This window comes from Microbacterium sp. Mcb102, assembly GCF_024519805.1.
In the GTDB taxonomy this organism is placed as follows: Bacteria; Actinomycetota; Actinomycetes; order Actinomycetales; family Microbacteriaceae; genus Microbacterium.
This window is the reverse complement of sequence record NZ_JALJRG010000010.1, coordinates 1-23,201: the sequence shown is the minus strand read 5'-3', so window position 1 is coordinate 23,201 and position 23,201 is coordinate 1. Positions and strand designations below refer to the sequence as shown.

The window sequence follows — 23,201 nt, the reverse complement described above, 5'->3', positions numbered from 1 at the left end:
GCGGGTGACCGCTCGCAAGGCCGTCAAGCCACTCCGATCCATCGCCATCTTCGGGGCCGTCGGTGCGCTCGTCGCCGGCATCGCTCTTCCTGCGTTCGCGCAGTCGAAGCCGAGCGAAGCCGCTCCGACGACCTTGCAGCAGCTGGCCGCGGTCGACGCGCAGTCCCTGGTGGTGGCCTCGCAGGCCACAGCTGCTCCCTTGAGTCGAGGCTCCTTCAGTGCGACGACTCCCGAGGAGATCGCGAAGAAGAAGGCAGAAGAGGCCGCTGCGGCTCGCGCGGCCGCTGCCGCAAAGGCATCGACGGCGTCCTCGTCTGCCCAATACAACACGGCCGGCTACGCGCTGACCTCCCCGGGCTCGGGTGAAGTCCGCTACCCGCTCCCGATGGGCTCCTGGAACGTCAGCCGCACGATCGGCGGCGGCCACAACGGTGCCGACATGCTCGCTCCCGCGGGCACCCCGATCTATGCCGCCGCTGCCGGAGTCGTCCGCGCTTCCGCCGAGAGCATCGGCGGCTACGGCGTCGCCGTCATGCTCGACAGCGTCGTGGGCGGTCAGCGAGTGCAGACGACCTACGGTCACATGATCTACGGTTCGCGCCAAGTGCAGGTCGGACAGTCGGTAGCGGCAGGACAGCTGATCGGCTATGTCGGCAGCACCGGACGCTCGACCGCCAACCATCTGCACTTCGAGGTCTGGATCAACGGCGGACTCGTCGAGCCCATGTCGTGGCTCTCGGTCAACGCCGGCTGATTCCCGGACACGCCTCGCTCCATTCACCCTCCGTTTCGCCCCGCATACAGCCGGATGGGTTAGCCTGATCCCGTTGTCGTACAGGTGGGAGAGGCTGATGGAGCGAATACCGACCATCCGAACCATGGATGCCCTCGGTCGTCACGTCCTTCTGCATAGCCCGCGGGGAAGCCACGGCGTCGCCGTGCGCGAAAGGCGCTGTCTTTAGACGGCGCCTTTTTTCGTCCCCACGATCGCTCTGCCACCTGGGCGACCTCGTGTGAGTCGAGAGTGCCGGGAAGCCGTCCCGGCGGATCGAGAGGATGACGAATGCGCACACTGGTCCTGAATGCCGGATACGAGCCGCTCGCGATCGTGTCGTTCAAGCGAGCCCTGGTGCTCGTGATGAATGACAAGGCGACCGTGATCGAACGCGTGGAAGACGACCCCGTCTGGGGCACCCACGGCGTGTATGAACGTCCGGCGGTCATCATCCTCGCTCGGTACGTCCGGGTGCCGACGAGCAGACGCGTGCCGGTCACCCGCCGCGGTGTGCTGCGTCGTGACAATCATCGATGCGGCTACTGCGGGAAAGCGGCTTCGACCATCGACCACGTACTGCCGCGTTCGCGCGGGGGAGCGGACTCCTGGGAGAACCTGGTGGCCTGCTGTCTACGCTGCAACAACGTCAAGAGCGATCGCACACCGCAGGAGATGCGCTGGCAGCTGCGATTCACCCCTCGTCCTCCGCACGGCACCGCCTGGACGGTGCGCGGAACCGAGCGCAGTGACCCGCGGCGGGAACGGTACCTGGCACTGGCGGCGTGACGTCGCGTGCCTTCGAGTCCTCCACCGGCCCCTCCACGCGCCGCGGGATGGTGAGGCGCGGAACGGTGGGAGCAGGGGCGGCGCGTGGAGCATCCTGGCCGGCGGGGCCCGCTGACGAAGGGCCTGAGACGTCGAAGAGGGGCCACCCTCCGGGCGGCCCCTCTTCGACGTCGTGCCCTCGACAGGATTCGAACCTGCGACCTGCCCTTTAGGAGAGGGCTGCTCTATCCCCTGAGCTACGAGGGCGTGCGTCCAGTCTAGGCGACCGTCCGCACGCCCCCTCGCGCATCAGTCCTCGCCGCGGCGCCACAGCTTGGAAGGCCACCAGATCGCCTTGCCGATGTCGTACGTCAGCGCGGGGACGAGCAGCGAACGGACGACGAACGTGTCCAGCAGCACCCCGAACGCCACGATGAAGGCCAGCTGCACCAGGAACAGGATGGGGATCACCGACAGCGCGGCGAAGGTCGCCGCGAGCACGAGACCCGCTGACGTGATCACCCCGCCCGTGATCGACAGGCCCCGCAGGATCCCCTCTCGGGTGCCGTGCTGCTTCGACTCCTCGCGGACCCGCGTCATCAGGAAGATGTTGTAGTCGATGCCGAGTGCCACGAGGAACACGAACCCGAAGAGCGGAACGGCGGGGTCCGCACCGGGGAAGTCGAAGATCCCGTTGAACACGAGCGCGGAGACACCCATCGCGGTTCCGAACGACAGGACCGTCGTCAGGATCAACAGCACCGGCGCGAGGATCGACCGCAGCAGCAGCATGAGGATCAGCATGATCACGAGGAGGATCACGGGGATGATCAGGTTGCGGTCATGGATGGAGGCATCGTTCGTGTCGATCGAGGTCGCGGTGACGCCGCCCACGAGTGCCTTCGTGTCGCCGAGGTCGGAACGCACCTCTCTCACGGTGGCGGCAGCGGCGGCCGAGTCGGCCGCGTCGATCAGCGTGCCCTGAAGCAGCACCTGCCCGTCGACCGTCGTGGGGTCGGGGGCGGGGGTGCCCGGCGGGCCGACGGCCGTGATGCCGTCCTCGGTGACGGGGGCGGTGCCGCTGGGGGAGTCCGCGGCTGTGACGGAGACCGCATCGATCCCGTCGTTCGCGAGCAGGACGTCCGCGGCATCCTGCAGTCGGTCCTCGTCGACGACCACGTACACGGGGCTGCCGGATCCGCCGGGGAAGTGCTCGCCCAGAGCCACCTGACCGTCGCGGGCTTCCGAGGCACCGAGCACCAGGTCCGATTGCGGCACCCCGTTCGCGTCGAGCTGTGTGACACCTGCCGCGCCGGCGACGAGGACCAAGGTCGTCACGATCCAGATGACCCGTGGGCGCCGCTTGATGAGTCCCGCCAGCCGCGCCCACAGTCCCGTCGTGCGCATGCCGTGCTCTGCGGCGACCACTTCCGGTTCGAAGCGCGGGCGTCGCGGCCAGAACACGGCGCGACCGAAGAGCAGAAGCAGGGAGGGAAGCAGGGTGAGGGCGGACAGCATGGCGAAGACGATGCCGATCGCCGCGACGGGGCCGAGCGTGCTGTTCGACTTCAGGTCGCTGAGCAGCAGACAGAGGAGTCCGGCGATCACGGTGCCGCCCGAGGCCGCGATCGGTTCGACCGAGCCCTTCCACGCCGCCAGGAGTGCGACGCCCTTGTCCTGCGCCACCCGGAGCTCCTCGCGGAAGCGTGCGACGAGGAGCAGGGCGTAGTCGGTGGCGGCGCCGATCACGAGGATGAAGAGGATTCCCTGCGTCTGGCCGCTGAGAAGCAGCACTTCGAACTTCGCCAGCCACCACACCACGAGGAGCGCCACGCAGAGCGCGAACAGGCTCGTCGAGAGCACGACCAGAGGCAGCAGGAACGAGCGGTAGACGAGTACCAGGATGACCAGCACCGCCAGGAGTGCGACGCCAAGGAGCAGCCCATCGATCCCGGCGAAGCCGGCGACCAGGTCGGCGCTGAACCCCGCGGGTCCCGTGATGTACACGCTGATGCCGTCCGGGACGGCGGCGCGCAGCTCGTCGCCCAGTGCCGTCGTCGTGTCGGCCAGCTCGGCGTCGCTGTCGATCGGGATGAACGCTTGTACGGCCTGCCCGTCATCGGAGGGGAGGGCGGGAGACACGTCCTCGCCGACGCCCTCCACGGTCGAGGCCTCGGCCACCGCATCCGAGATCGCATCGAGTTCGCTCTGCGTGAGCTCGTCCTCGGACGTGAAGACGGCGATCGCCGGGATCGAGTCGCTGTCGTTGAATTCACCGAGCAGCTGCTGCACCTCGGTGGCCTGCGCGGATTCGGGGAGGTACGTCGTCTGCTCGTTGGAGGAGACCTCATCGATCTTGCCGAACAGTGGACCGCCCAGAGAGGCGCCCACCAGCCACACGAGGATCAGAGCCACGGGGATGAAGACCCGCGCCCAGGAGTGCTGCCGCGAGCGCTCCCTGAGGGGTGGAGTCGGTGGGGAATCAGGGCGGGACATCAGGTGCCTTTCGGGGAGGACGGTCGTTCAGAAGCAGGAGTCAGGAGCAGGAGGCAGGAGTCAGGAGATCCACGCGAGGATCAGGATCATCGTCGCGAGGAAGCCGGCGAAGTAGTTGAGGGCGATGAACCGGCGCCAGGCGCGATTCGTCGACGCGGAGCTGCCATCGTCGACGTTCCACCACGGTGCTGCGTTGACCACGTAAGGCAGAGCGAGGACGGCGGCGAGCGGGCCGGGCCAGGGGGTGAACAGCATCGCCGCACCGGCGATCGCCCAGAGCCCGAGGGAGAGCCGAACCGTCGCACGCGCCCCGATGACGGTGGCTGTCGAGGAGATTCCGCCTTCGCGGTCGGGGCCGATGTCCTGCACGGCACCGAAGGCATGGGCTGCCATGCCCCACAGGAAGAAGGCGCCGAGTGTGATGATCGTGCCGATCGTCACCGGTGCGCCGACCAGGGCGAGAGCGACGATCGCCGGACTCACGAAGTGCGTGCTCGAGGTGATCGAATCGAGGAACGGCCGCTCCTTGAAACGCAGCCCCGGTGCCGAGTAGGCGATCACGGCGAACACGCTGACAGCGAGCCAGAACCAGGATGCCGGGTTCCCGACGATCACGAGGTAAACGAGGAACGGGATGTTCGTGGCGGCCGCCGCCCAGAGCGTAGCGCGATGGATGCGAGGCGCAAGGAGCGCACCCTCGATGCCGCCCTTACGGGGGTTCGCCAGATCGGAGGCGTAGTCGAAGACATCGTTGATCCCGTACATCGCGAGGTTGTACGGGACGAGGAAGTAGAGGGTCCCGATCACCAGGGTGATGTCGAGTTCTCGCGTGGCGAGGAGATAGGCCGCCGCGAAGGGGAACGCGGTGTTGATCCAGCTGATCGGCCGCGAGGAGAGCACAATCTGCGCGAGATCCCGTCCGAAGGTGCGCTCGCGTGCGGATCGGGCGTTCATCCGCGGGCCTCGTCATTCTCGGTCGAGGCTTCGCGCGCTCGCCGCCGTGCGCGCATAGCCGTCCACAGGGCGGGAAGGAGCAGCGCGCCCGCGAGCGGATACGCGAAGTCCTCGATGGGGGCGAGGCCGATGTGCAGACCGAGCAGGGGACCCTGTGCGTAGTGGAACAGCCCACTCGCGATCATCAGCGTGTCGAAAACGGCCGTCAGGAGGAACAGGACGAGCACCGTCAGCAGGACGGCCGCGGGCACGGGGCCGCGTCGGCGGGAGGCCAGGGCCAGGACGATGCCACCGCCGGCGGCGACGAGGAGGAAGCAGGCTGCGACGTGGATATAACTCATGCGTCACCGGCCTTCGTGCGGAGCCGATCGCGCCTCCGAGCGAGCAGGCGGGCGGAGCCGGTGTAGATGACCATCGTGCACACGATGAGGAAGAGCAGGAACACCGGCTCCTCCACGGGCAGTTCCGGTGCGAGCACCAGACCTGTCGCGATCGCCGCGTCGCCGCGGAGGAAGATGCCGTTCACGATGCCCGCCGCGTCCCACAGGAGGAAGAAGACGAGGCCGACCACCGTGACGACGGCGGCCGAGAGCGCATCCCGCCAGAAGAACAGCCGGAACCGCCAGTCCAGAAGCAGCATGCAGCCCAGCGAGACCAAGAGCGCGGTCAGGTACAGCGCGCCCATCAGGAGTCCGCCGTCCCGATCGTGGGGGCATCCGGTTCCGGGAGTGGGCCGGGGGAGTGATCACCGCGGAGGCGCTTCAGGACGATCTCGGCGCTGATCAAGCACATCGGCACGCCGACGCCGGGCGCGGTCGTGGCCCCGGCGTAGAAGAGTCCCTGCACCCGCCTGGACGCGTTCTGAGCACGGAACATCGCACTCTGGGAGAGGATATGCGCCGGCCCGAGCATCCCGCCCCGCCACGAGCGGTAGTCGTCGCGGAAGTCGGCCGGCCCTTTGGTCTCGCGCACGACGATCCGCTCACGGAGATCGGGGATGCGTGCCCATGCCGCGACCTGGTCGATGGCGGCATCGGCTGCTCGCTCGATCTCCGCGGACCCCGATCCATCGGATCCGCCATGCCCGAGCTCGACATCCGCCGGAACGGGAACCAGGATGAACAGGTTCTCGTGGCCGGGCGGCGCGACATCGGGGTCGGATGCGCTCGGTCGGCAGACGTAGGTCGAGGCCGGGGCGGGGACGGACGGGGTGGGGCCGAAGATCGCGTCGAAGTTCGCATCCCAGTCGTCGGTGAAGAACAGCGAGTGGTGAGGGAGTTCGGGCAGGGAGCCTTCTACCCCGAGCATGACGAGCACCCCGCCGGGACCGCTCGTGCGGCGAGTCCACCACGACTCGGGATAGCTCTGCAGCGATCGCGGCAACAGCCTGGTCTCGGTGTGGTGCAGATCTGCGGCGGAGACGACGATATCGGCGAGCTCGACGTGGGAGGTGCCCGATCCGTCCACCCAATCGACGCCGGTCACGCGTGTTCCGCCGTCCCCATCCTCGGTGCGGATGCCGGTGACGTCGGCACCCGTGACGACCCGGGCTCCCGCATCGCGGGCCAGGGCCTCGATCCGTTCGATGACCCGCCAGAACCCGCCCTGCGGGTAGCTGACGCCCTGGTCCAGATCGAGGGAGCTCATCAGGTGGTACATCGCGGGAGCGCTGCGAGGGTCTGTGCCGAGAAACACCGCCGGGTAGCCGAGGATCTGACGCACGACCGGATGCCGGAAACGACGAGCCGCGAAGGACTGCAGCCGGGTGCCGAGCAGCGTGAACAGACGGGGCAGCGCTCGAAGGACCTCCGGCGCCAGGAGCGACCGTGTCCGGGTGAAAGGGTTGTAGAGGAAGTACTTCTGCGCCATCTCGCCGGCATGACGTGCCGACTGCAGGTAGGAGTCCAGCGCCGGGGCAGAACCCGGTTCCAGATCCTCGAAGAGGCGCGTGACGGCCTGCCCGCCGGCGGGCACCGTCACCGCGCCGCGCGTCGGATCCTCTGCGGTCGGTTCGCGGAACACGCGATAGCCGGGATCCAGTCGGGTGAGGTCGAGCTGCTCCTCGGTCGTGGTGCCCATCATCGCGAAGAAGTGGTCGAAGACCTCGGGCATCAGATACCACGACGGTCCGGAGTCGAATCGGAAGCCGTCACGCTCCATCGTTCCGGCCCGCCCGCCGACGCGGTCGTTTTTCTCGAGGACGACGACCTCGTGCCCGTCCCGTGCGAGCAGTCCCGCGGTCGCGAGGCCGGCGACGCCCGCACCGATCACCACCACACGGCTCATCGGTCGCGCTCCATCGCGGTCACGGCGACCGCGCGAGCGGCGAGCACGGCCTTGATCGGGTCAGGAACCCGCACCCGTCGTCGATACAGGACCTCGGCCGGTGTCTTCGCAACGCGGCGGGTCAGTGCGGCGAACAGCGCCAGCGCGCTGCGCACGGCCGCGCGAGCATCCTTCGGGAGCAGGGGGATCGCCGCGCGGGCGTCGGTCAGTTGGCGCAGGATCGTGTCGACCCAGTCGTCCCGGTCTGCGTCGGTCAGACGCGCGGTGCCGCCGAGGTAACCGCGGTGCAGACGATCCGTGTCGTCGGCGAGGTCTCGCAGGAAGTTGACGTTCTGGAAGGCTGCGCCGAGCTGTCGCGCACCGCGTCGGAGGGTCTCGAGCTCCTCGGGTGTGCGGGGCGAGTCCCGCAGGAATACCTGCAGGCACATCAGCCCCACGACCTCGGCGGACCCGTAGACGTATGCCGCGTGGGCGTCGGCGTCATAGGCGGCGAATCCCGCAGCACCGCCGATGTCGGCGCTCATCGACTCGAAGAACGGCGTGGTCAGGTCTTCGCCGATGCCGCATTCCCGCGCTGTCCGCGCGAACGCGTGCAGGATCAGATCGCTGCTGTACCCGCTGCGCATCGAGCGGTGCGTCGCTTCCACATAGGAGGCGAGAGCTGCCGACTGCGCCGCGCTGTCGAGCCCGGCCTCGGCGGCGACACCGTCGACGATCTCGTCGGCGATGCGCACCATCGCGTAGATGTTGCGCACATGTTGACGATGTCGCCGTCCGAGAAGTCGGGTCGCGAGTCCGAACGACGTCGAGTAGGTGCGGATCACGTCGCTCGTCGCGATCTCCGCCGTGCGGCTGAATCGGCGGAGGGCGGCGTCGTCGGAGGGATCGTGGGGGATGGTGGTCATCGCTCGCGACCATCGACGCGGGAGGCCAGTGCGCGGATCGTCCGTCCGGCGGCCGGTGGGAGTGTGCCCTCGGACTCCGCGTCGCGGAGAACGGTCGATGCGGCCTCGAGGTGCTCGCGGACGAGCCCACGCACGAATGCCTCGGCGCCGCACTCGCGCAGTCGATCGCGAGCTCGGGAGCCGTCCGCGCCGCTGAGATCGGCTCTGCCGAAGTGCTGTTCGATCCCCTCCCAGTGGCTCGTCATGCGGGCATAGGAGATGATCGCGGTCTCCTTGCCTTCCCGCAGGTCCGAGAAGGGATCCTTGCCGTGTTCGTCGGGGTCGCCGAACACGGAGAGCAGATCATCCTGCAGCTGATACGCGAGGCCGAGGTGTCGGCCGATCGTGGTGAGTCGCTGCTCGGTCGCCGCCGACGACCCTGCCAGCACGGCTGCGGCGCGCAGCGGAAGCACGAACGAGTACGTCGCCGTCTTGTAGGCGCTCGTCGAGAGGATCGTTCGTAGATCCGGAGTGATCATGCCGTCGCTGAGAGCGACATCGGCATGCTCACCGGCGACGGTCTCGAGGATGGTCTGCTCCAGAAGCGAGAGCAGGCGATCGCGTGCGTGCACGGAGACGTCCACCCGGGCGAACCCCAGCACCGCCGAAGCCAACAGGAGATCGCCGAGGAGGATCGCGCTCGATCGCGCCCAGTGCAGTTTCGGTGCGGCAGGGGCGTCCGGCCGACCCGCGACGAGAGTGCCGATCAGGTTCGGTCCGCGCCGGCGGATGAGGTCTCCGTCGATGACATCGTCATGCAGGAGGAAGGCGAAGTGCAGCAGCTCGACCTCGGCCGCGACATCGATCGCGGACTCGCTCGCCTCCGCCGAGAGCGGGTGCGGTGAGAGGGCCTGCGCCAGGTCGACGAGCAGTCGCGGCCGGAGGAGTTTGCCGCCGAGTGCGTGTTCGGCCGCCACCGTCCACAGCTCCGTGAACCCGGGGCCGTATTTATCCGCCGCTGCCGTGTGCGCGGAGAAGCGTCGCCGCAGCGCGGCTTCGATCCGTGTCCCGAGTGCTTCCTCCGTGGCTGTCGCGCTCATTGCTCAGACCTCGCCGACCTGTCGCAGAAGGGGAAGCTGCTCGACGAGCCACGGGCTGAACACGAACGGAGCGTGTGTGACGGCTTCGATCAGGGCGGGCACTTCGACCCACATCCATTCCGATACCTCGTCGGGATCGGCCGCGGGTTCACCGTCGATCATCGCCACGTGCACCGGGCAGATCTCGTTCTCGACAATTCCACTCGCGTCGATGGCCCGATAACGGTAGTCAGGCAGCACGAGGCGAACACCCGAGAGTCGGATGCCGAGCTCGTCCAGACCACGTCGCCGAACCGCGTCCCCCATCTTCTCGTCGGGTCGTGGATGGCCGCAGAAGCTGTTCGTCCAGACGCCGGGCCAGGTCCGCTTCGCGAGCGAACGGCGGGTGAGGAGCAGACGTCCTCGTGCGTCGAAGATGTAGCACGAGAAGGCGAGATGCAGCGGGGTGTCGCTCGTGTGGACCTCGCTCTTCGGCAGTGTGCCGATGGCGGTCCCATCTTCGGCCAGGAGGGTCACGTGGTCCATGGCATCTCCTCTTCCGAGCGTTGGAATAGCTAACTTGGTAAGTAGTCAACTTAGCATGAAACTGTGTGTGTGTAACATGATCGCATGGACACGGAGCCCGGCACCACCCCGCACACCGGGGCGAGGGCGACGAATCCGCCCATCGATGGTGATACGAGCCCTGCCGACCGCGCGCCGGATGGGCTGAGCCACGCCGCGATCTACGACGTGGACGCCAGTGATCCGCGAAGCACGCTGGTCGATCGGACGGGTGTTCCGCCTGAGGAGTTGCGGCAGATCGCCCGGCTCATGGAGTCGCTCGCGGGTCTGCGGGAAGCCGAGCAGACCCTCTCTCAGGCTTCACGCCGGTACATGCGCCTCAATGAGACCGACATGCGTGCGCTGCACTATCTGATCGTGTGTGCGAATCGGAGCCTGGTGGCGACACCCGGGGGTATAGCTCACCACCTCGACGTCTCGACGGCCGCGACGACCAAGCTCCTCGATCGGCTGGAGAAGGGCGGGCACATCACACGCTCACCCCACCCGACCGACCGGAGGGCGCTCCGCATCAGCATCACGCCGGAGACGCGGCTCGCGGCGATGGAGACGGTCGGTCGACAGCAGGCGAAGCGCTTCTATGCGGCCGCCCGGCTCTCGCCGGCAGAACGCGACGTCGTTATCCGATTTCTCCAGGACATGACGGAAGAGATCACGCTTCGAGACGAAGCCTGGTTACAGCAGACGTCTGATTGAGAGAACGGCCCACGAGGGGCCGAACTCAGTGCGCTGCCTTGTACGCATCCAGGATCGGGGCGGGGATGCGTCCTCGCTCGGAGAGCGTGTAGCCGTTCTCGTTGGCCCATGCCCGGATGGCGGCGACCTCGGGATTGCGTGCCGGTCGCTTGCGAGAAGATGAAGAGGAACGTGCGGTGCTGGAGGACCCGGCGCGACGCCCTGCAGCGATATACGGCTCGAGAGCCTTTCGCAATTCCTCCGCGTGCGCGGCATTCAAATCGATCTCGTAGGAGGCGCCGTTGACCGAGAAATGCACGGTCTCGCCTTCTCCGACTTCGAGGACGCTGCCGTCGATGTCGTCGACCAGCTGGTGCACAATTCGTCTAGCCATGCGTGCGACTTTACCTGCAGAAGCGAAATGCGACAACAATTGAATATTGCATGGTCATAATCCGCTTCAGCGCTGGTCTCAGGGAAGAAGCCCCGCGCGGCGCGCTCGAGTGACGGCCGCATGACGGGTGGAAGCGTCGAGTTTCGCCATCGCGGTGCCGAGGTATGCCTTGACCGTGCCCTCGCGCAGCCCGAGTTGCGCGGCGATCTCCGCATTGGTCGATCCCAGCGCCGCGCAGGCGAGGACGTCGGTTTCACGGGGTGAGAGATGGATCGTAGGCACGGGGCCCGTCGTAGCGGGAGTCGAATCCCCGGCGAGTGCCACGAGGCGCCGCTCGACCTCGGCGATCCGTGCCCGTATCGCCGCGTCGTCGACCGACGCCGCGATGCTGCGCAGCTCGGCGAAGCTCTCCCGGAGCGCCTCGCGCTGCGGGGGCGCCACAGCCTCACTTCCCAGCGGGCTCGTGTCCAGCCGTCGCTGTACCTCGTCGCGGATCCGCAATTCATCGGCGACGGACTGGGCCACCTGCATGGCGGGAGCCGTGGTGACACCCCCGACCTGTTCCTCGTCCCATGCGCCGGCGTAGAGCACGCCGCGGGACCTGCCGTGGACGACGATCGGGAGGGCAAGGAGCGTACGCAGCCCCTCGCCGAGGACGAAGACGTCGTAGTCGTGGGTGATCTGCTGCGAGGAGCCGTAGTCGCTCGTCATCCGTGGGCGCAGTTCCATCATCGCCCGCCCGCCGAGTCCGCGCTCCGGGCGCACTCGCAACCCGTCCAGGGATCGGGTTCGCGCGCCGACGATACTGGTCACGCTCACGACGCCCTCTTCGATGAGACCGCCGAATGCGACAGGGAATCGCGTTCGCCGCGCGAGCTCGCGCACCGCATGGGCGACGAGCTCCGACTCGGAACCGAGAGGGACTGGGGCGCTCACAATTACCTACTTCCGGGGGTGACGACTGTGTTCCCCGTTTCGTAGCGTCGACTTTATCATCCGCACAGTTCCGCTGCGCGGGGACCGGACATGTGGCAAGGAGGCCCCATGAGTGATCAGACGCACGTCGATTCGAACGGTGAGATCGACTACATCGCCGTCGAGCAGTCTCCACGATTCCAGAGGTTGAAACGGACGCAGAGATCGTTCATCTTTCCGCTCGCCGTGTTCTTCCTGTTGTGGTATTTCGCCTATGTGCTTCTTGCGGCATTCGCGCCCGATTTCATGGGACAACGTGTGTGGGGCGATATCACCATCGGGCTCCTCCTCGGTCTCGGACAGTTCGTCACGACGTTCGGCATAACCATGGCGTACGTGTCGTTCGCGAATCGGAAACTCGACCCGTTGGCGACGGAGATCCGTGAAGAACTCGAGAAGGCGCAGGGGCACGCATGAACGCAATCCGCGCGGCGGTCGAGCCGGTCGCTCTCGATATCAACCCCGTCTTCAACATCTCGATCTTCCTGGCTTTCGTCGCGGTGACACTCTTCATCGTCATCCGCGCGAGCCGCAACAACAAGACCGCTGCCGACTACTACGCCGCCGGCCGTTCTTTCACGGGACCGCAGAACGGATTCGCCATCGCAGGCGACTATCTGTCCGCGGCGTCCTTCCTCGGCATCTGCGGCGCCATCGCGATCAACGGCTACGACGGATTCCTCTATTCGATCGGATTCCTGGTCGCCTGGCTCGTCGCACTGCTGCTGGTGGCGGAGCTGATGCGCAACACCGGGAAGTTCACGATGGCGGACGTGCTGTCGTTCCGCTTGAAGCAGCGCCCAGTGCGAATGGCGGCCGCGATCACGACGCTCGCTGTGTGCTTCTTCTATCTGCTGGCGCAGATGGCCGGTGCCGGTGGGTTGGTATCGCTGCTGCTCGGCATCGACGGACGGCTCGGGCAGTCGATCGTGATCGCCGTGGTCGGCTTGCTGATGATCGTCTACGTCCTGATCGGCGGCATGAAGGGCACCACCTGGGTGCAGATCGTCAAGGCCGTCCTCCTGATCGGCGGCGCCGTCGGCATGACGATCTGGGTGCTCGCGATCAACGGCTTCAGCCTGAACACCCTTCTCGAAGCCGCGGTCGCGAATTCCGACAAGGGCGATGCGATCCTGGCTCCGGGACTGCAGTACGGCGCGAACCCGTGGGACTTCCTGTCCCTCGGCATGGCGCTCGTACTCGGGACCGCCGGCCTGCCGCACGTGCTCATGCGCTTCTACACCGTGCCGACGGCCAAGGAAGCACGCCGCTCGGTCGTCTGGGCGATCTGGCTCATCGGCGGCTTCTACCTGCTGACCCTCGTGCTCGGCTACGGTGCCGGCGCACTGGTCGGTGCGGATGTGATCGCGGCCGCTCCGGGCGGCGTGAACTCGGCGGCGCCGCTGCTCGCGCTCCGGCTCGGCGGTCCGGTGCTGCTGGGCTTCATCTCCGCCGTGGCTTTCGCGACGATCCTCGCGGTGGTCGCTGGTCTGACGATCACGGCCGCGGCATCGTTCGCGCACGACATCTACGCCAATGTCATCCAGAAGGGGCGCAAGGATGCTGCCGGCGAGCCGGTCGCCGCAGATCCGAACGGCGAGGTGCGCGTCGCTCGTCGCACTGTGGTCGTGATCGGCATCCTGGCGATCCTCGGCGGCATCGGAGCGCAGGGGCAGAACATCGCCTTCCTCGTCGCTCTCGCTTTCGCCGTCGCCGCTTCCGCCAATCTGCCGACCATTCTCTATTCGCTCTTCTGGCGGCGGTTCACGACCCGGGGCGCGGTGTGGAGCATGTACGGCGGGCTCGGGTCGGCGATCCTGCTCATCGTGCTGTCGCCGGTGTTCTCGGGAACCCCGACATCGATGATCCCTGGGATCGACATCGCCGTGTGGCCACTGAACAATCCGGGGATCGTCTCGATCCCGCTGGGTTTCCTCCTCGGCTGGCTCGGAACGGTGACGAGCTCCCGCAAGGAGTCTCCGCAGCTCGCCGCCGAGATGGAGGTGCGCTCGCTCACGGGGTTCGGCGCGGAGAAGGCGGTCGAGCACTGACCGCGGCCTCCTGAGGATCGAACCCGGGCAAGACGTGGACCCGGCGGCCTACTCGCCGGGTCCACGTCTGCGTCCGCTCGCTCAACCCGCCTCGAGGTCGAGCAGGTATCTCTTGCGCTCAGGGTGCGCGCCGTACTGGCCCACACTTCCGTCCGACCGGACGACGCGATGCACCGGCACGATGATCGAGAACGGCGTGAGCCGACACGCAGTGCCGACCGCGCGGGCCGCGCCGGGGTGTCCGGCACGGACGGCCACCTCTCCGTAGCTCATCGTCTCGCCCCATTCGATCGTGCAGATCGTCTGCAGGGCGCTCAGGTGGAATCCGTCCACCAGCCGCCAGTCGAGCCGGAGGTGCTGGTCGAAACGCACCGGGTCACCGTCGAAGTAGTCGGCCAGAAGATGCGCGAGCTCGTCGGCGGCCCCGGGGTCGGGCTCCGGAACGGCGCCCAGCTGTCGTGTGACGCCCTCGAGGAGCCAGGGAACGAGCGGGTCTTCGGATTCGGAGAGGTCGAATCGCACGATGCCCTCGTCCGAGAACACCGCGAGGGCATCACCGAACGGAGTCGGAGCGAAGTCATAGCGGAAGGTCATGCGACCATCCTGACCGGCATCGCCGTCCGGGGAGCACCGGCCTCCCGGGCGGGGTGGAGAACGTGACGGTCATCGCCACAGGGCAGGAGGAGTGCGGATCAGCTCTCGGAGGCGGATATTCGGCGGAAACCCGCCCGGGATACCCCAGCTCGCCCGGTCTCGCGCCTAGGGTGTCATTGTGTGGCGACGTGAAGACAAGACTGCGGAGAACACAGCGGCAGACGCTGCTGTGGCCATCGGCGATCTGCACGAGCCCACGACCGGCGTTGACATCGCCCATGCCGCTGAGGCTGAGCGCACCCGGCTGAGGGCGGAAGCGGCCGACCTCGGCGGCCCCTCTCCGCTGGTGAGCTTCCGCGACAGCCCGGAATCGGGCATCGACATCTCCAAGGCCCACCCCGGCAGCCTGCCGCAGTTCATCACCGGAAAATCGACCCTACTGTCGAACCTCTTCCGCGACGAGGTGGGTCTGCGCACCGCGCGGCTGGCCGCCGAGCGGATCACCGCGAAGAACACCGAACTGCGCACCGTCCGTGGCATCGAGGCCGTGCACCTGGCCGTCGGAGTCGCCCGGTGGCGCATCGGCGGAGCAGGCTTCGCCGCGCCCGTGCTGCTGCGGCCGCTGGCGATCCGGCGGCATCACTCCGACTTCGAACTCAAGCTCCAGGGCGCGTTCGAAGTCAATCCCGAACTCGTCCGCATCGCCCGTGATCATTTCGGGCTGTCGATCGATGCCGCGTCCCTCGCAGCGCTCGCGTACGACGGTGGGATCTTCAAGCCGCAGCCGGTCATCGACAACCTGCGCGTGATGACCCGCTCGATCGACACCTTCTCCGTAGAGCCGCGGCTCGTGGTGTCGACGTTCGCCGACGTCTCCGGAGCGATGTCCCGCGACGCCGGAAGCCTCGATCACGTGCTCCTCAATGCGCTGGGCGGCCATGTGGGCGACCGCGAGCGTGTGACGGCGCCTCGCGCCACGCCGCACCACACCGGACCCGACGATCGGGCTCCCGCATCGGACAATCTTCTTCTCGACGCAGACGCCGAGCAGGAAGCGGTTCTCGCGCGCATCGCCGCCGGACACTCGCTCACGGTGGCGACGCTCCCCGGCACGGGCGGAACGCAGACGGTGATCAACGCGCTCGGCGAACTCGTCCGCGCCGGCAAGCGCGTGCTCGTGGTCTCGGCGCGTCGTTCGACACTCGACGGCGTTCGTCATCGGCTCGCGGGTATCGGGCTCGACAGCCTCGCGATCTCGCCGGCCAGCGTGCGTCGCGACCTGGTCAGGGCGATCGGCCGCAACGAGAAGGCGACACCACCCAAGGTCAGTGAGGTCGACGACGCGCTGGTGCGCCTCCGGACCGTCCTGCGCGACTACCGCCAGGCTCTCACGGCTCCCATCGCGGGAGTGGATGCCTCGGTGCTCGACGCGACCCGCCAGCTCACCAGGCTCGCGTCGCTGCCGGTGCCGCCGTCCACCACCGCTCGGCTCGGCACCGACGCTCTCCGTCGCCTCGCGGCAGATCGCAGCGAGGCTGCAGAAGCCCTCGCTCAGGCCGCGCGTCTTGGGGAGTTCCGCTTCGGCCCGAATGATTCGCCGTGGTACGGCGTGACCTTCACGAGCACCGAAGCGGCCAGAGCCGCGCACGAGCTCGCCGGTCGACTGCACTCGGACAGCGTCCCCGCTCTTCTCGAGCGCGGCTACGAACTGATCGCCCAGACGCACATGCGACCGTTTGCGACGATCGACGAGCTCGGCGAGTATCTGCGTCTGCTGCAGGGCATCCGCGATTCACTCGATCGCTTCAGCCCCACGGTCTTCGAGCGGCCGTTGGGCGAGCTCATCCAGGCGCACGGCTCGCGTCGCGACGCCCCCGGTCTCTCCGGAGCGAACCGGCGGCGGCTGCGGCGTCTGGCGAAGGAGTATGTCCGTCCGGGCGTCCACGTGACCGAGATGCATGAAGCGCTGCTGCGGATCCAGACTCAGCGCACGCAGTGGCAGCGGTACGTCGAGGCGGGGGTCGCCCCGGAGATCCCGCTCGGTCTCGCCGACGTGTACGTGGCCTGGCAGCGGGCCGAGGCGGAGCTCGCCGAACTGGATGCCGCGCTGGGCCGCCGCGAGCCGTTGGCGTCGCTCCCGGTCGCACGACTCGTCCGCACTCTTGCCGGGCTCGCCGCCAAGTCCGACGTGTTCGAGAACCTCGTGGAACGCGCGCAGCTGCGCGATCGCCTCGCGCTCCTCGGGCTCGAGCCGCTGCTCGCGGAACTTTCGGTGCGGCACGTGGCCGAATCGCAGGTGGGGGAGGAGCTCGAGTTCGCCTGGTGGCAGTCGCTCCTCGAGCGCGCGCTGCAGGATAACCGTGCTCTCCTCGGTGCGAACACCGCCGTCGTCGACCGGCTCGAGCGCGACTTCCGGCTGGTGGACGAGGCACACGCCGCGATGGCGGGCCCGCTCCTGGCCTGGCAGCTCGCCAACCAGTGGCGGATCGCGATCGTCGACGAACCGCAGCAGTCGCAGCATCTCCGGCGCGCGCTGACTCAGCCCGCCGCGACCACTGCGCAGGTCGTCAGCGCCGCGCCGACCCTCGTCGACGTGCTCGCGCCCGTCTGGATCTCTTCCCCGTACCTCGTGCCGGAGATCCCGGAATCGGTCGAGTTCGACACCGTCCTTCTCGTCGATGCGGCCGCGATCAATCTGGCTGAGGCTGCACCGGCGATCTGCCGGGCACGCCAGGTCGTCGCGTTCGGCGATCCGGTCACGCAGCGTCCCACACCGTTCCACATCGCCGTGGACCCGGAGGACACCTGGGAGGCGGAGGTGTCGTTCGACGACGTCTCGGTGTTCGAGCGCCTCTCCGAGCTTCTGCCCGTGATGACTCTGACGCGCAGCTACCGTGCCGGTGGCGAGGATCTCGCTGAGCTCATCAACGATGCGTTCTACGGCGGCGAGATCGTCTCCCTGCCGTGGGCGGGCTCCTATCTCGGTCGCGGCAGCCTCACGGTCGACTACGTCGAGGGCGGGACGGGTACCCCTGATCCGGTGTCCGGTGCGGTCGAGAGCCCCGATGCCGAAGTCGCGCGTGTGGTGACCCTCGTGGTCGAGCACGCCGTTCACCGGCCCTCCGAATCCCTCATGGTGGTCACCGCCAGTGCGCGTCACGCCGAGCGCGTGCGTGCCGCTGTCACCTCCGCCTTCGCCGGGCGTTCCGACGTGGCGGACTTCGTCGGCCGTGATACCGCAGAGCCGTTCGCCGTCCTCACCCTCGAGGAATCCGTGGCGGAGAGTCGCGACCGCGTGATCTTCTCGCTCGGGTTCGGACTCACCAAGCACGGCCGTGTCCTGAGCGACTTCGGCGATCTCTCCACACCGGACGGCGAGCGTCTGCTCACGGTCGGGATGACCCGAGCCCGCCGATCGATGGTCCTCGTCTCGTCGATCCGCCCGTCCTCCTTCGACGATGGGCGCCTCGAGCACGGCGCAGCCACGCTCATGTCGATCCTCGGTGGTCTCGCCGCCCGCGGCAGGGATGCGCGGCTCGAGGATCTGGCTGACCCGCTCACTCTCGCCCTGGCCAGGGAACTGCGGCGGCTCGGCGCCTCCGTCGATGTCGACTACCGCGGACTGCTTCCGCTGGTCGCGCAGCACGGCGGCAAGGCGGTCGTGATCGAGCCCGACCCGGAATCGCGCGGTGAGTCCCTGCGCGAGACGCTGCGGCTGCGGCCGCACGTCCTCCGTCGCCTCGGCTGGCACTACGTGCGCGTGCACGCGTTCGATCTCTACAGCGATCCGGCGACCGTCGCGACGCGCATCGCCGCCGTGTTGGGCATCTCCGACACCGTGCCCCGCGCCGAGAACGACACGCAGCCGCTCGATATCGCCGACACCCCGAATGACTGACCAGGTCGATCCTGATGTTCCGCGTCAGCGTGTGGTGCGGGTCGCCGGATCGCGTCGTGCCCGACTGACGCCGGTGCCTGGAAGCGACCCGGCCCCGGATGCCGGGACCGACCAGCCGGCGCCGCCGCGTGCACGGCCGAAGGGCGCGAAGGGCCCGAACGACGATCAGCTCATCCAGGACGTGCCGCCGCACTACTGATCCGTCGTCATGGGTTGTCGGCGAAAAGAGAGACGCACGATCCCTCCGAAGAGGAATCGTGCGTCTCGTGTCTGAGCGGAAGCCGTCAGGCGCCGCGCTGAGCCTTGAGCAGGTCGCGGATCTCGACCAGGAGTTCGGCCTCGCTCGCTGCGGCCGGCTCTTCCTCGGGCTCTTCAGCCGGCGTGCCCTTGCGGGCCTCGACGTGCGCCTTGAAGGTGTTCATCGGCAGCACGAAGACGAAGTAGACGACGGCCGCGACGGCGAGGAAGCTGATGATCGCCGAGATGAGGTCACCGATCGGGAACGTCACCGTCTCGCCGTAGATGTTCGGAACGGGGATCCCGAACTCCCCTGCGGCATCCGCCTTGAGGAAGAGTGAGATGAAGGGGTTGATGATGCTGTTGACCACCGCGGTCACGATCGCGGTGAACGCCGTGCCGATCACGACGGCCACGGCCAGATCGATCACGTTCCCGCGCAGCAGGAAGTCCTTGAAACCTTTGAGCATGGGAACCCCCAGTAGATCAGGGCCTCACGAAGAGGCCGGAGTCGACGCAGCCGCCGGTTTGGCGCTCGTCGTCGATTCCGTCTTCGATGATGCCGAAGCATCCCCGGAACCGCCGGATTTGGCACGCGAGTCCGTGCGATAGAAACCGGACCCGTTGAAGGTGACGCCGATCGAACCGTACTGCTTCCGCAGCTGGCCGCCGCACTCGGGGCACACCGTCAGGGCGTCATCCGCGAAGCGCTGCACGGCGTCGAACTTGTGTCCGCACGATGTGCAGGCATAGGCGTAGGTGGGCATGGGGGTCCTTGCAGGTCAGCGTCGCCGAGGCGACAGGGTGAGAGTCTGCGACGGCGTCACGATCCCGTTCACGGGCTGATCGTGCACCTCTCGCGGAAGTTCGTCGAGTACCTCGGAATCATAGATGACCGCGTAGACGGGCGGGCACTGCTCCATGGAGCCGATCGTCTTGTCGAAGTAGCCGCGTCCCCAGCCCATCCGCATCCCGGTACGATCGACGGCGGCGGCAGGGACGATCATCAGGTCCACGTCGTTGACGGCGATCGGACCGAGGACCTCACCGGTGGGCTCCGGCAGGCCGTGGAGTCCTTCGGAAACCTCGTCGTCGTCGGTGGCCACGGCCCAGTCCAGGAGACCGTCGGCGCGGGTGACCGGCAACAGGACGCGGATGCCGCGGCGCACCGCCCTCGTCACGAAGTCACGGGTGCCCGGCTCGGTGGTGGTCGACAGGAAGCACGAGATCGACTGTGCGCCGAGCTCGTCGACCAGGGCGTCGAGGCGCTCGCCGATCGCCGTGGCCGCGGCCTCGCGTTGCGGATCGGAGAGGAGCTGGCGTCTTTCGCGCAGTTCGGCGCGGAGAGCGCGCTTGGCGTGTTCGACGTCATTCGACATGGCTCCGAGTCTACGGCGACGCTCACCGCTAGGCTGGGAGGATGGCTGACCACAAGATCAAAGCCGTCATTCCCGCGGCAGGACTGGGGACTCGATTCCTTCCCGCGACGAAGGCGATGCCGAAAGAGATGCTGCCCGTCGTCGACAAGCCGGCGATCCAGTACGTCGTCGAAGAGGCTGCGGACGCCGGGATCGACGACATCCTCGTCATCATCGGCCGCAACAAGAACGCGATCTCCAACCACTTCGACTCGGTGCCCGAGCTCGAGGTGAGGCTCATGGAGAAGGGCGACACGGGGCGACTCGAGCGAGTGATGAAGTCGAGCGACCTCGCCGACATCCACTTCGTCCGGCAGGGCGAGCCGAAGGGTCTCGGACACGCGGTCCTGCGTGCACGTACCCACGTCGGCGACAGTTCGTTCGCGGTGCTGCTCGGCGACGATCTCATCGACGAGCGCGATCCGCTCCTCACCGACATGATCGCCGAGCACGAGCGCTCCGGCGCCGCGGTGATCGCGCTGATGGAGGTCGACCCGGCCAACATCCACATGTATGGCGCCGCGGCGGTCGAGCCGATCGAGGGCCAAGCTGCCGTCCGGGTCACCGGTCTCGTCGAGAAGCCTGCGCAGGAAGACGCTCCGTCCAACCTCGCCATCATCGGTCGATACGTTCTTCCCGCGTCGGTTTTCGAGATCCTCGAGCGCACCGAGCCGGGCAAGGGCGGCGAGATCCAGCTCACGGATGCGCTGCAGGAACTCGCGACCGATCCCGACGGACCCGGCGTCGTCGGTGTCATCTTCGGAGGACGCCGTTACGATACGGGCGACCGCGTCGACTACATCAAGGCCATCGTTCAGCTCGCCTCGGATCGGGAGGACCTCGGCCCCGAGCTGCGTCCCTGGCTCAAGGAGTTCGCGGAACGCCTCTAGGCGATCCTGCGGAGGTCGGTGCGGCATGGAACTGGCGACGGGAATGCGACACGGACCGATCGAGCTGCGACTCGTGCGGGCGAAGGATGCCCGCCCGCTGCAGCATGAGCTGCTCGCGAACCGATCGTGGCTCCAGCCCTGGGAAGCGACCGTCCCGTACGGCTCCGTCTCGTTCGACATGAGGCTCAGCATCCGTCGTCTGCTTCAGCAGTACCGTGACGGATCGGGCTATCCGTTCGTCATGGAGTACGACGGCGAGGTCGCCGGGCAGCTCAATGTGTGGGGCGTCTCGCGCGGCTCCCTCTGCTCGGCGACCATCGGGTACTGGGTGAGCGAGCGTTTCGCGGGCCGGGGCATCACCCCCACCGCAGTGGCGCTGGCCACCGATGCCTGCTTCACGGAGTACGGGCTGCACCGGATGGAGATCTGCATCCGACCGGAGAACGCTGCGAGCCTTCGAATCGTTCAGAAGCTCGGATTCCGCTACGAGGGTCTGCGCCGCCGCTACATCCATATCGACGGCGACTGGCGTGATCACTACGCGTTCGCGCTGACCCGCGAAGACGTCCCTCAGGGTGTGCTCGCACGCTGGCTCAGCGGTCAGGTGCCGCCTGACGCCGCGACGGTACCGCCGTCCGACCGAATCGCCCTCTGAGCCGGTGCTCGCCGGGCGATCCTGACGGACTCGCCGCGACACGCGCCCTTCTGTACGGCTCTGTCACCGCTGAACCCGTACCGTTGTCGATATGGACGGGCCGGTGCTGAGCGGGGGAGTGATCGTGCTCGTCGCCGTGCTCCTCTGGATGCTCTACCTGCTCCCTTCGTGGAGAGGCCGCTTCCAATACAACGCCGCGGAACGCAACGCCGTTCGACTGAACCAGGCGCTCCGCATCCTCGCCGAGACGAGTGAGACTCCGGCCGAGGTGCACGTCGAGCTGAACGCCCGTACGGCGCTGGCACAGCAGAAGCTCGCCAAGCGGGTGCAGTCGGAACGCGAGGCCGCCGAGCTCGAGTCTCTTCGCGAGGAACTCGCAGCGACCAGGGCCGACCCGGTGATCCGTCGAGCTCGCGCCCGCCGCCGGGTGCGCATGGTCGCGACGATCTCCCTCCTGCTCGGTCTCGCCGTGGTCGCATTCGGCATCTGGCAGCTCGTGGCCGTCGGGACCTCGGTGCTGCTGTGGCTCGGCGGGTCGATGATCCTGCCCGCCGGCATCGCGCTCCAGAGGATGGCGGCGGTCGCGAACCGCGCGGCGCGCGCCACGCATGAGGTGGCGCCACCCGTCAAGGAACGTGTCGCACCCGTGCTGCACGACCAGGGCCCGGCGACGTGGACACCGCGTCCGCTCCCAGAGCCGCTGGCGTCCGTGTCGGGATCGCGTGCGCAGGCTGCGCAGGCCCAGATCGAGGCGCAGGAGCAACGCCGCAAGGCAGCCAGAGTCGCCGCGCTGCGTGAGCGCGCCGAGCAGATGGCGCCGGCAGCACCGGTGCAGCTTCCTGCCGCGTCGTCGCCCTACGCGAAGATGGGCTTCGTCGACGATGCGGAGATCGAGGCGCACGTGCGGGAGTTGCTCTCGCGTCGCGCCGCGGGGTGATCGTGGCAGACGCGAGCAACGCTTTCGTCGTGATAGCGTAGATCTCGTTCACGGGCCTATGGCGCAGTTGGTAGCGCGCCTCGTTCGCATCGAGGAGGTCAGGGGTTCGAATCCCCTTAGGTCCACAGAACACGAAAGCCCCCGGTGAGAACCGGGGGCTTTCTTCTTTCCTCCGGCGCTCTTTGCCTTCCCCCGCCCTCTTCACTTCATGTGCTTGCTCGAGTCGACGGTCGGACCGCGACGGGGGAGAGTGCGCGGCAACGCCGGTCCCTCTCTCTGCCGAATGCACCCGCGCCGTGACGTCGCGCCCGTAGGGGCGATCGAGGGTGTGCTCTCGCCGTCCATCGAGGACGGCTCCGTGACGCGGGTTCTCGGGCGACACGCCCGGCGGTCAGCCCTGATTTGCCCGATCCCCGGGATCCGCGTAACTTATTACTTGTTCGCCCCAAACGGTTGAGCGGAGGTCCTCGGACCGGCTCCCGTCAAGCATCGAACACCTCCCGAATCTGAAACACTCACTGAGTGAAGAGGATGAAGGTGCTGGTCCGTTCCCACGGTCAGGCCGAAGAAACTCGGACTTGACAACGGAAACGAGATCGGTAAGATAGAGAAGTTGCCCTGCGGGCCTGGCTGTGATGGCTGGGTCGTGGGAG

Annotated in this window: 24 protein-coding genes and 2 tRNA genes; 11 read left to right on the top strand and 15 right to left on the bottom strand. The window is 67.5% G+C overall.

The annotated features are described in order from the left end of the window. Positions 1–4 precede the first annotated feature (4 nt). Positions 5–754 (top strand): M23 family metallopeptidase, encoded by a 750-nt coding sequence (locus tag OC372_RS19140; RefSeq protein WP_036303711.1) that lies wholly within the window; start codon positions 5–7, stop codon positions 752–754. 309 nt (positions 755–1,063) lie between these two features. Further along, a complete protein-coding gene (locus tag OC372_RS19135; protein ID WP_262003845.1) occupies positions 1,064–1,561 on the top strand; it encodes an HNH endonuclease in 498 nt (165 codons plus the stop codon). A gap of 173 nt (positions 1,562–1,734) precedes the next feature. Here the strand turns inward: OC372_RS19135 and OC372_RS19130 are convergent. From OC372_RS19130 to idi, 9 genes are all read right to left on the bottom strand, one after another. After that, positions 1,735–1,807, bottom strand: a tRNA-Arg gene (locus OC372_RS19130). Between the two features lie 42 nt (positions 1,808–1,849). Continuing rightward, a complete protein-coding gene (locus OC372_RS19125) occupies positions 1,850–4,036 on the bottom strand; it encodes an MMPL family transporter (RefSeq protein WP_262003843.1) in 2,187 nt (728 codons plus the stop codon). A 60-nt stretch (positions 4,037–4,096) separates the two neighbouring features. Continuing rightward, the gene (locus tag OC372_RS19120) at positions 4,097–4,990 is read right to left on the bottom strand and encodes a prenyltransferase (RefSeq protein WP_105711319.1); all 894 of its coding nucleotides are present in this window, start codon (positions 4,988–4,990) and stop codon (positions 4,097–4,099) included. Then, entirely contained in the window at positions 4,987–5,331 is a 345-nt protein-coding gene (locus OC372_RS19115; protein ID WP_262003841.1) for a lycopene cyclase domain-containing protein, read from the bottom strand. The genes OC372_RS19120 and OC372_RS19115 overlap by 4 nt, the downstream gene beginning before the upstream one ends. Then, positions 5,328–5,675 (bottom strand): lycopene cyclase domain-containing protein, encoded by a 348-nt coding sequence (locus OC372_RS19110; RefSeq protein ID WP_105711317.1) that lies wholly within the window; start codon positions 5,673–5,675, stop codon positions 5,328–5,330. The genes OC372_RS19115 and OC372_RS19110 overlap by 4 nt, the downstream gene beginning before the upstream one ends. Next, entirely contained in the window at positions 5,675–7,276 is a 1,602-nt protein-coding gene (gene crtI, locus OC372_RS19105; RefSeq protein ID WP_262003838.1) for a phytoene desaturase family protein, read from the bottom strand. Before crtI ends, OC372_RS19110 begins: the two co-directional genes overlap by 1 nt. Then, on the bottom strand, positions 7,273–8,181 hold the full coding sequence (locus OC372_RS19100; protein ID WP_262003836.1) for a phytoene/squalene synthase family protein: 909 nt from the start codon (positions 8,179–8,181) through the stop codon (positions 7,273–7,275). Before OC372_RS19100 ends, crtI begins: the two co-directional genes overlap by 4 nt. Next, positions 8,178–9,260 carry a polyprenyl synthetase family protein gene (locus tag OC372_RS19095; protein ID WP_262003834.1) on the bottom strand — a complete coding sequence of 361 codons (1,083 nt, stop codon included), beginning with the start codon at positions 9,258–9,260 and terminating at the stop codon, positions 8,178–8,180. The genes OC372_RS19100 and OC372_RS19095 overlap by 4 nt, the downstream gene beginning before the upstream one ends. A 3-nt stretch (positions 9,261–9,263) precedes the next feature. Beyond that, positions 9,264–9,785 carry an isopentenyl-diphosphate Delta-isomerase gene (gene idi, locus OC372_RS19090; protein WP_262003832.1) on the bottom strand — a complete coding sequence of 174 codons (522 nt, stop codon included), beginning with the start codon at positions 9,783–9,785 and terminating at the stop codon, positions 9,264–9,266. Positions 9,786–9,869: 84 nt separating this feature from the next. On the opposite strand from idi, the gene OC372_RS19085 reads away from it, so the two are divergent. Beyond that, positions 9,870–10,520, top strand: a complete 651-nt coding sequence (locus OC372_RS19085) for a MarR family winged helix-turn-helix transcriptional regulator (protein ID WP_262003830.1) — start codon at positions 9,870–9,872, stop codon at positions 10,518–10,520. Between the two features lie 25 nt (positions 10,521–10,545). On the opposite strand, the gene OC372_RS19080 is transcribed toward OC372_RS19085, so the two are convergent. Both OC372_RS19080 and OC372_RS19075 read right to left on the bottom strand, forming a co-directional pair. Continuing rightward, positions 10,546–10,893, bottom strand: a complete 348-nt coding sequence (locus OC372_RS19080) for a histone-like nucleoid-structuring protein Lsr2 (RefSeq protein ID WP_029262722.1) — start codon at positions 10,891–10,893, stop codon at positions 10,546–10,548. Between the two features lie 78 nt (positions 10,894–10,971). Further along, positions 10,972–11,829 (bottom strand): LuxR C-terminal-related transcriptional regulator, encoded by an 858-nt coding sequence (locus OC372_RS19075; RefSeq protein WP_262003827.1) that lies wholly within the window; start codon positions 11,827–11,829, stop codon positions 10,972–10,974. A 108-nt stretch (positions 11,830–11,937) separates the two neighbouring features. Here OC372_RS19075 and OC372_RS19070 point away from each other — a divergent pair, with 108 nt between their 5' ends. Together OC372_RS19070 and OC372_RS19065 are read left to right on the top strand one after the other, a co-directional pair. Next, positions 11,938–12,285 (top strand): DUF485 domain-containing protein, encoded by a 348-nt coding sequence (locus tag OC372_RS19070; RefSeq protein ID WP_029262720.1) that lies wholly within the window; start codon positions 11,938–11,940, stop codon positions 12,283–12,285. Further along, positions 12,282–13,919, top strand: a complete 1,638-nt coding sequence (locus OC372_RS19065) for a cation acetate symporter (RefSeq protein WP_262003825.1) — start codon at positions 12,282–12,284, stop codon at positions 13,917–13,919. The genes OC372_RS19070 and OC372_RS19065 overlap by 4 nt, the downstream gene beginning before the upstream one ends. Before the next feature lie 81 nt (positions 13,920–14,000). On the opposite strand, the gene OC372_RS19060 is transcribed toward OC372_RS19065, so the two are convergent. Next, positions 14,001–14,513 (bottom strand): methylated-DNA--[protein]-cysteine S-methyltransferase, encoded by a 513-nt coding sequence (locus OC372_RS19060; RefSeq protein WP_105711310.1) that lies wholly within the window; start codon positions 14,511–14,513, stop codon positions 14,001–14,003. A 229-nt stretch (positions 14,514–14,742) separates the two neighbouring features. Here OC372_RS19060 and OC372_RS19055 point away from each other — a divergent pair, with 229 nt between their 5' ends. After that, positions 14,743–18,411: an AAA family ATPase gene (locus tag OC372_RS19055; protein WP_262003883.1), complete on the top strand. Its 3,669-nt coding sequence runs from the start codon at positions 14,743–14,745 to the stop codon at positions 18,409–18,411. After that, positions 18,404–18,610 carry a hypothetical protein gene (locus OC372_RS19050; RefSeq protein ID WP_262003822.1) on the top strand — a complete coding sequence of 69 codons (207 nt, stop codon included), beginning with the start codon at positions 18,404–18,406 and terminating at the stop codon, positions 18,608–18,610. Before OC372_RS19055 ends, OC372_RS19050 begins: the two co-directional genes overlap by 8 nt. A gap of 85 nt (positions 18,611–18,695) precedes the next feature. On the opposite strand, the gene mscL is transcribed toward OC372_RS19050, so the two are convergent. From mscL to OC372_RS19035, 3 genes are read right to left on the bottom strand one after another with little or no spacing between them, the layout of a single operon-like run. Continuing rightward, positions 18,696–19,118, bottom strand: coding sequence for a large conductance mechanosensitive channel protein MscL (mscL, locus tag OC372_RS19045; RefSeq protein ID WP_029262715.1), 423 nt, complete (start codon positions 19,116–19,118; stop codon positions 18,696–18,698). Between the two features lie 24 nt (positions 19,119–19,142). Then, complete coding sequence (locus OC372_RS19040; RefSeq protein WP_262003820.1) at positions 19,143–19,415, bottom strand: FmdB family zinc ribbon protein; 273 nt, start codon at positions 19,413–19,415, stop codon at positions 19,143–19,145. 15 nt (positions 19,416–19,430) lie between these two features. Continuing rightward, a complete protein-coding gene (locus tag OC372_RS19035) occupies positions 19,431–20,027 on the bottom strand; it encodes a 5-formyltetrahydrofolate cyclo-ligase (protein ID WP_029262713.1) in 597 nt (198 codons plus the stop codon). A 41-nt stretch (positions 20,028–20,068) separates the two neighbouring features. On the opposite strand from OC372_RS19035, the gene galU reads away from it, so the two are divergent. The 4 genes from galU to OC372_RS19015 all read left to right on the top strand — a co-directional run bounded on the left by galU (position 20,069) and on the right by OC372_RS19015 (position 22,673). Then, positions 20,069–20,956 carry a UTP--glucose-1-phosphate uridylyltransferase GalU gene (gene galU, locus OC372_RS19030; protein ID WP_029262712.1) on the top strand — a complete coding sequence of 296 codons (888 nt, stop codon included), beginning with the start codon at positions 20,069–20,071 and terminating at the stop codon, positions 20,954–20,956. 43 nt (positions 20,957–20,999) lie between these two features. After that, on the top strand, positions 21,000–21,611 hold the full coding sequence (locus OC372_RS19025) for a GNAT family N-acetyltransferase (RefSeq protein WP_091029250.1): 612 nt from the start codon (positions 21,000–21,002) through the stop codon (positions 21,609–21,611). 91 nt (positions 21,612–21,702) lie between these two features. Continuing rightward, a complete protein-coding gene (locus OC372_RS19020) occupies positions 21,703–22,548 on the top strand; it encodes a hypothetical protein (protein WP_105711307.1) in 846 nt (281 codons plus the stop codon). Between the two features lie 52 nt (positions 22,549–22,600). Continuing rightward, positions 22,601–22,673 (top strand) — tRNA-Ala (locus OC372_RS19015). Positions 22,674–23,201 lie beyond the last annotated feature (528 nt).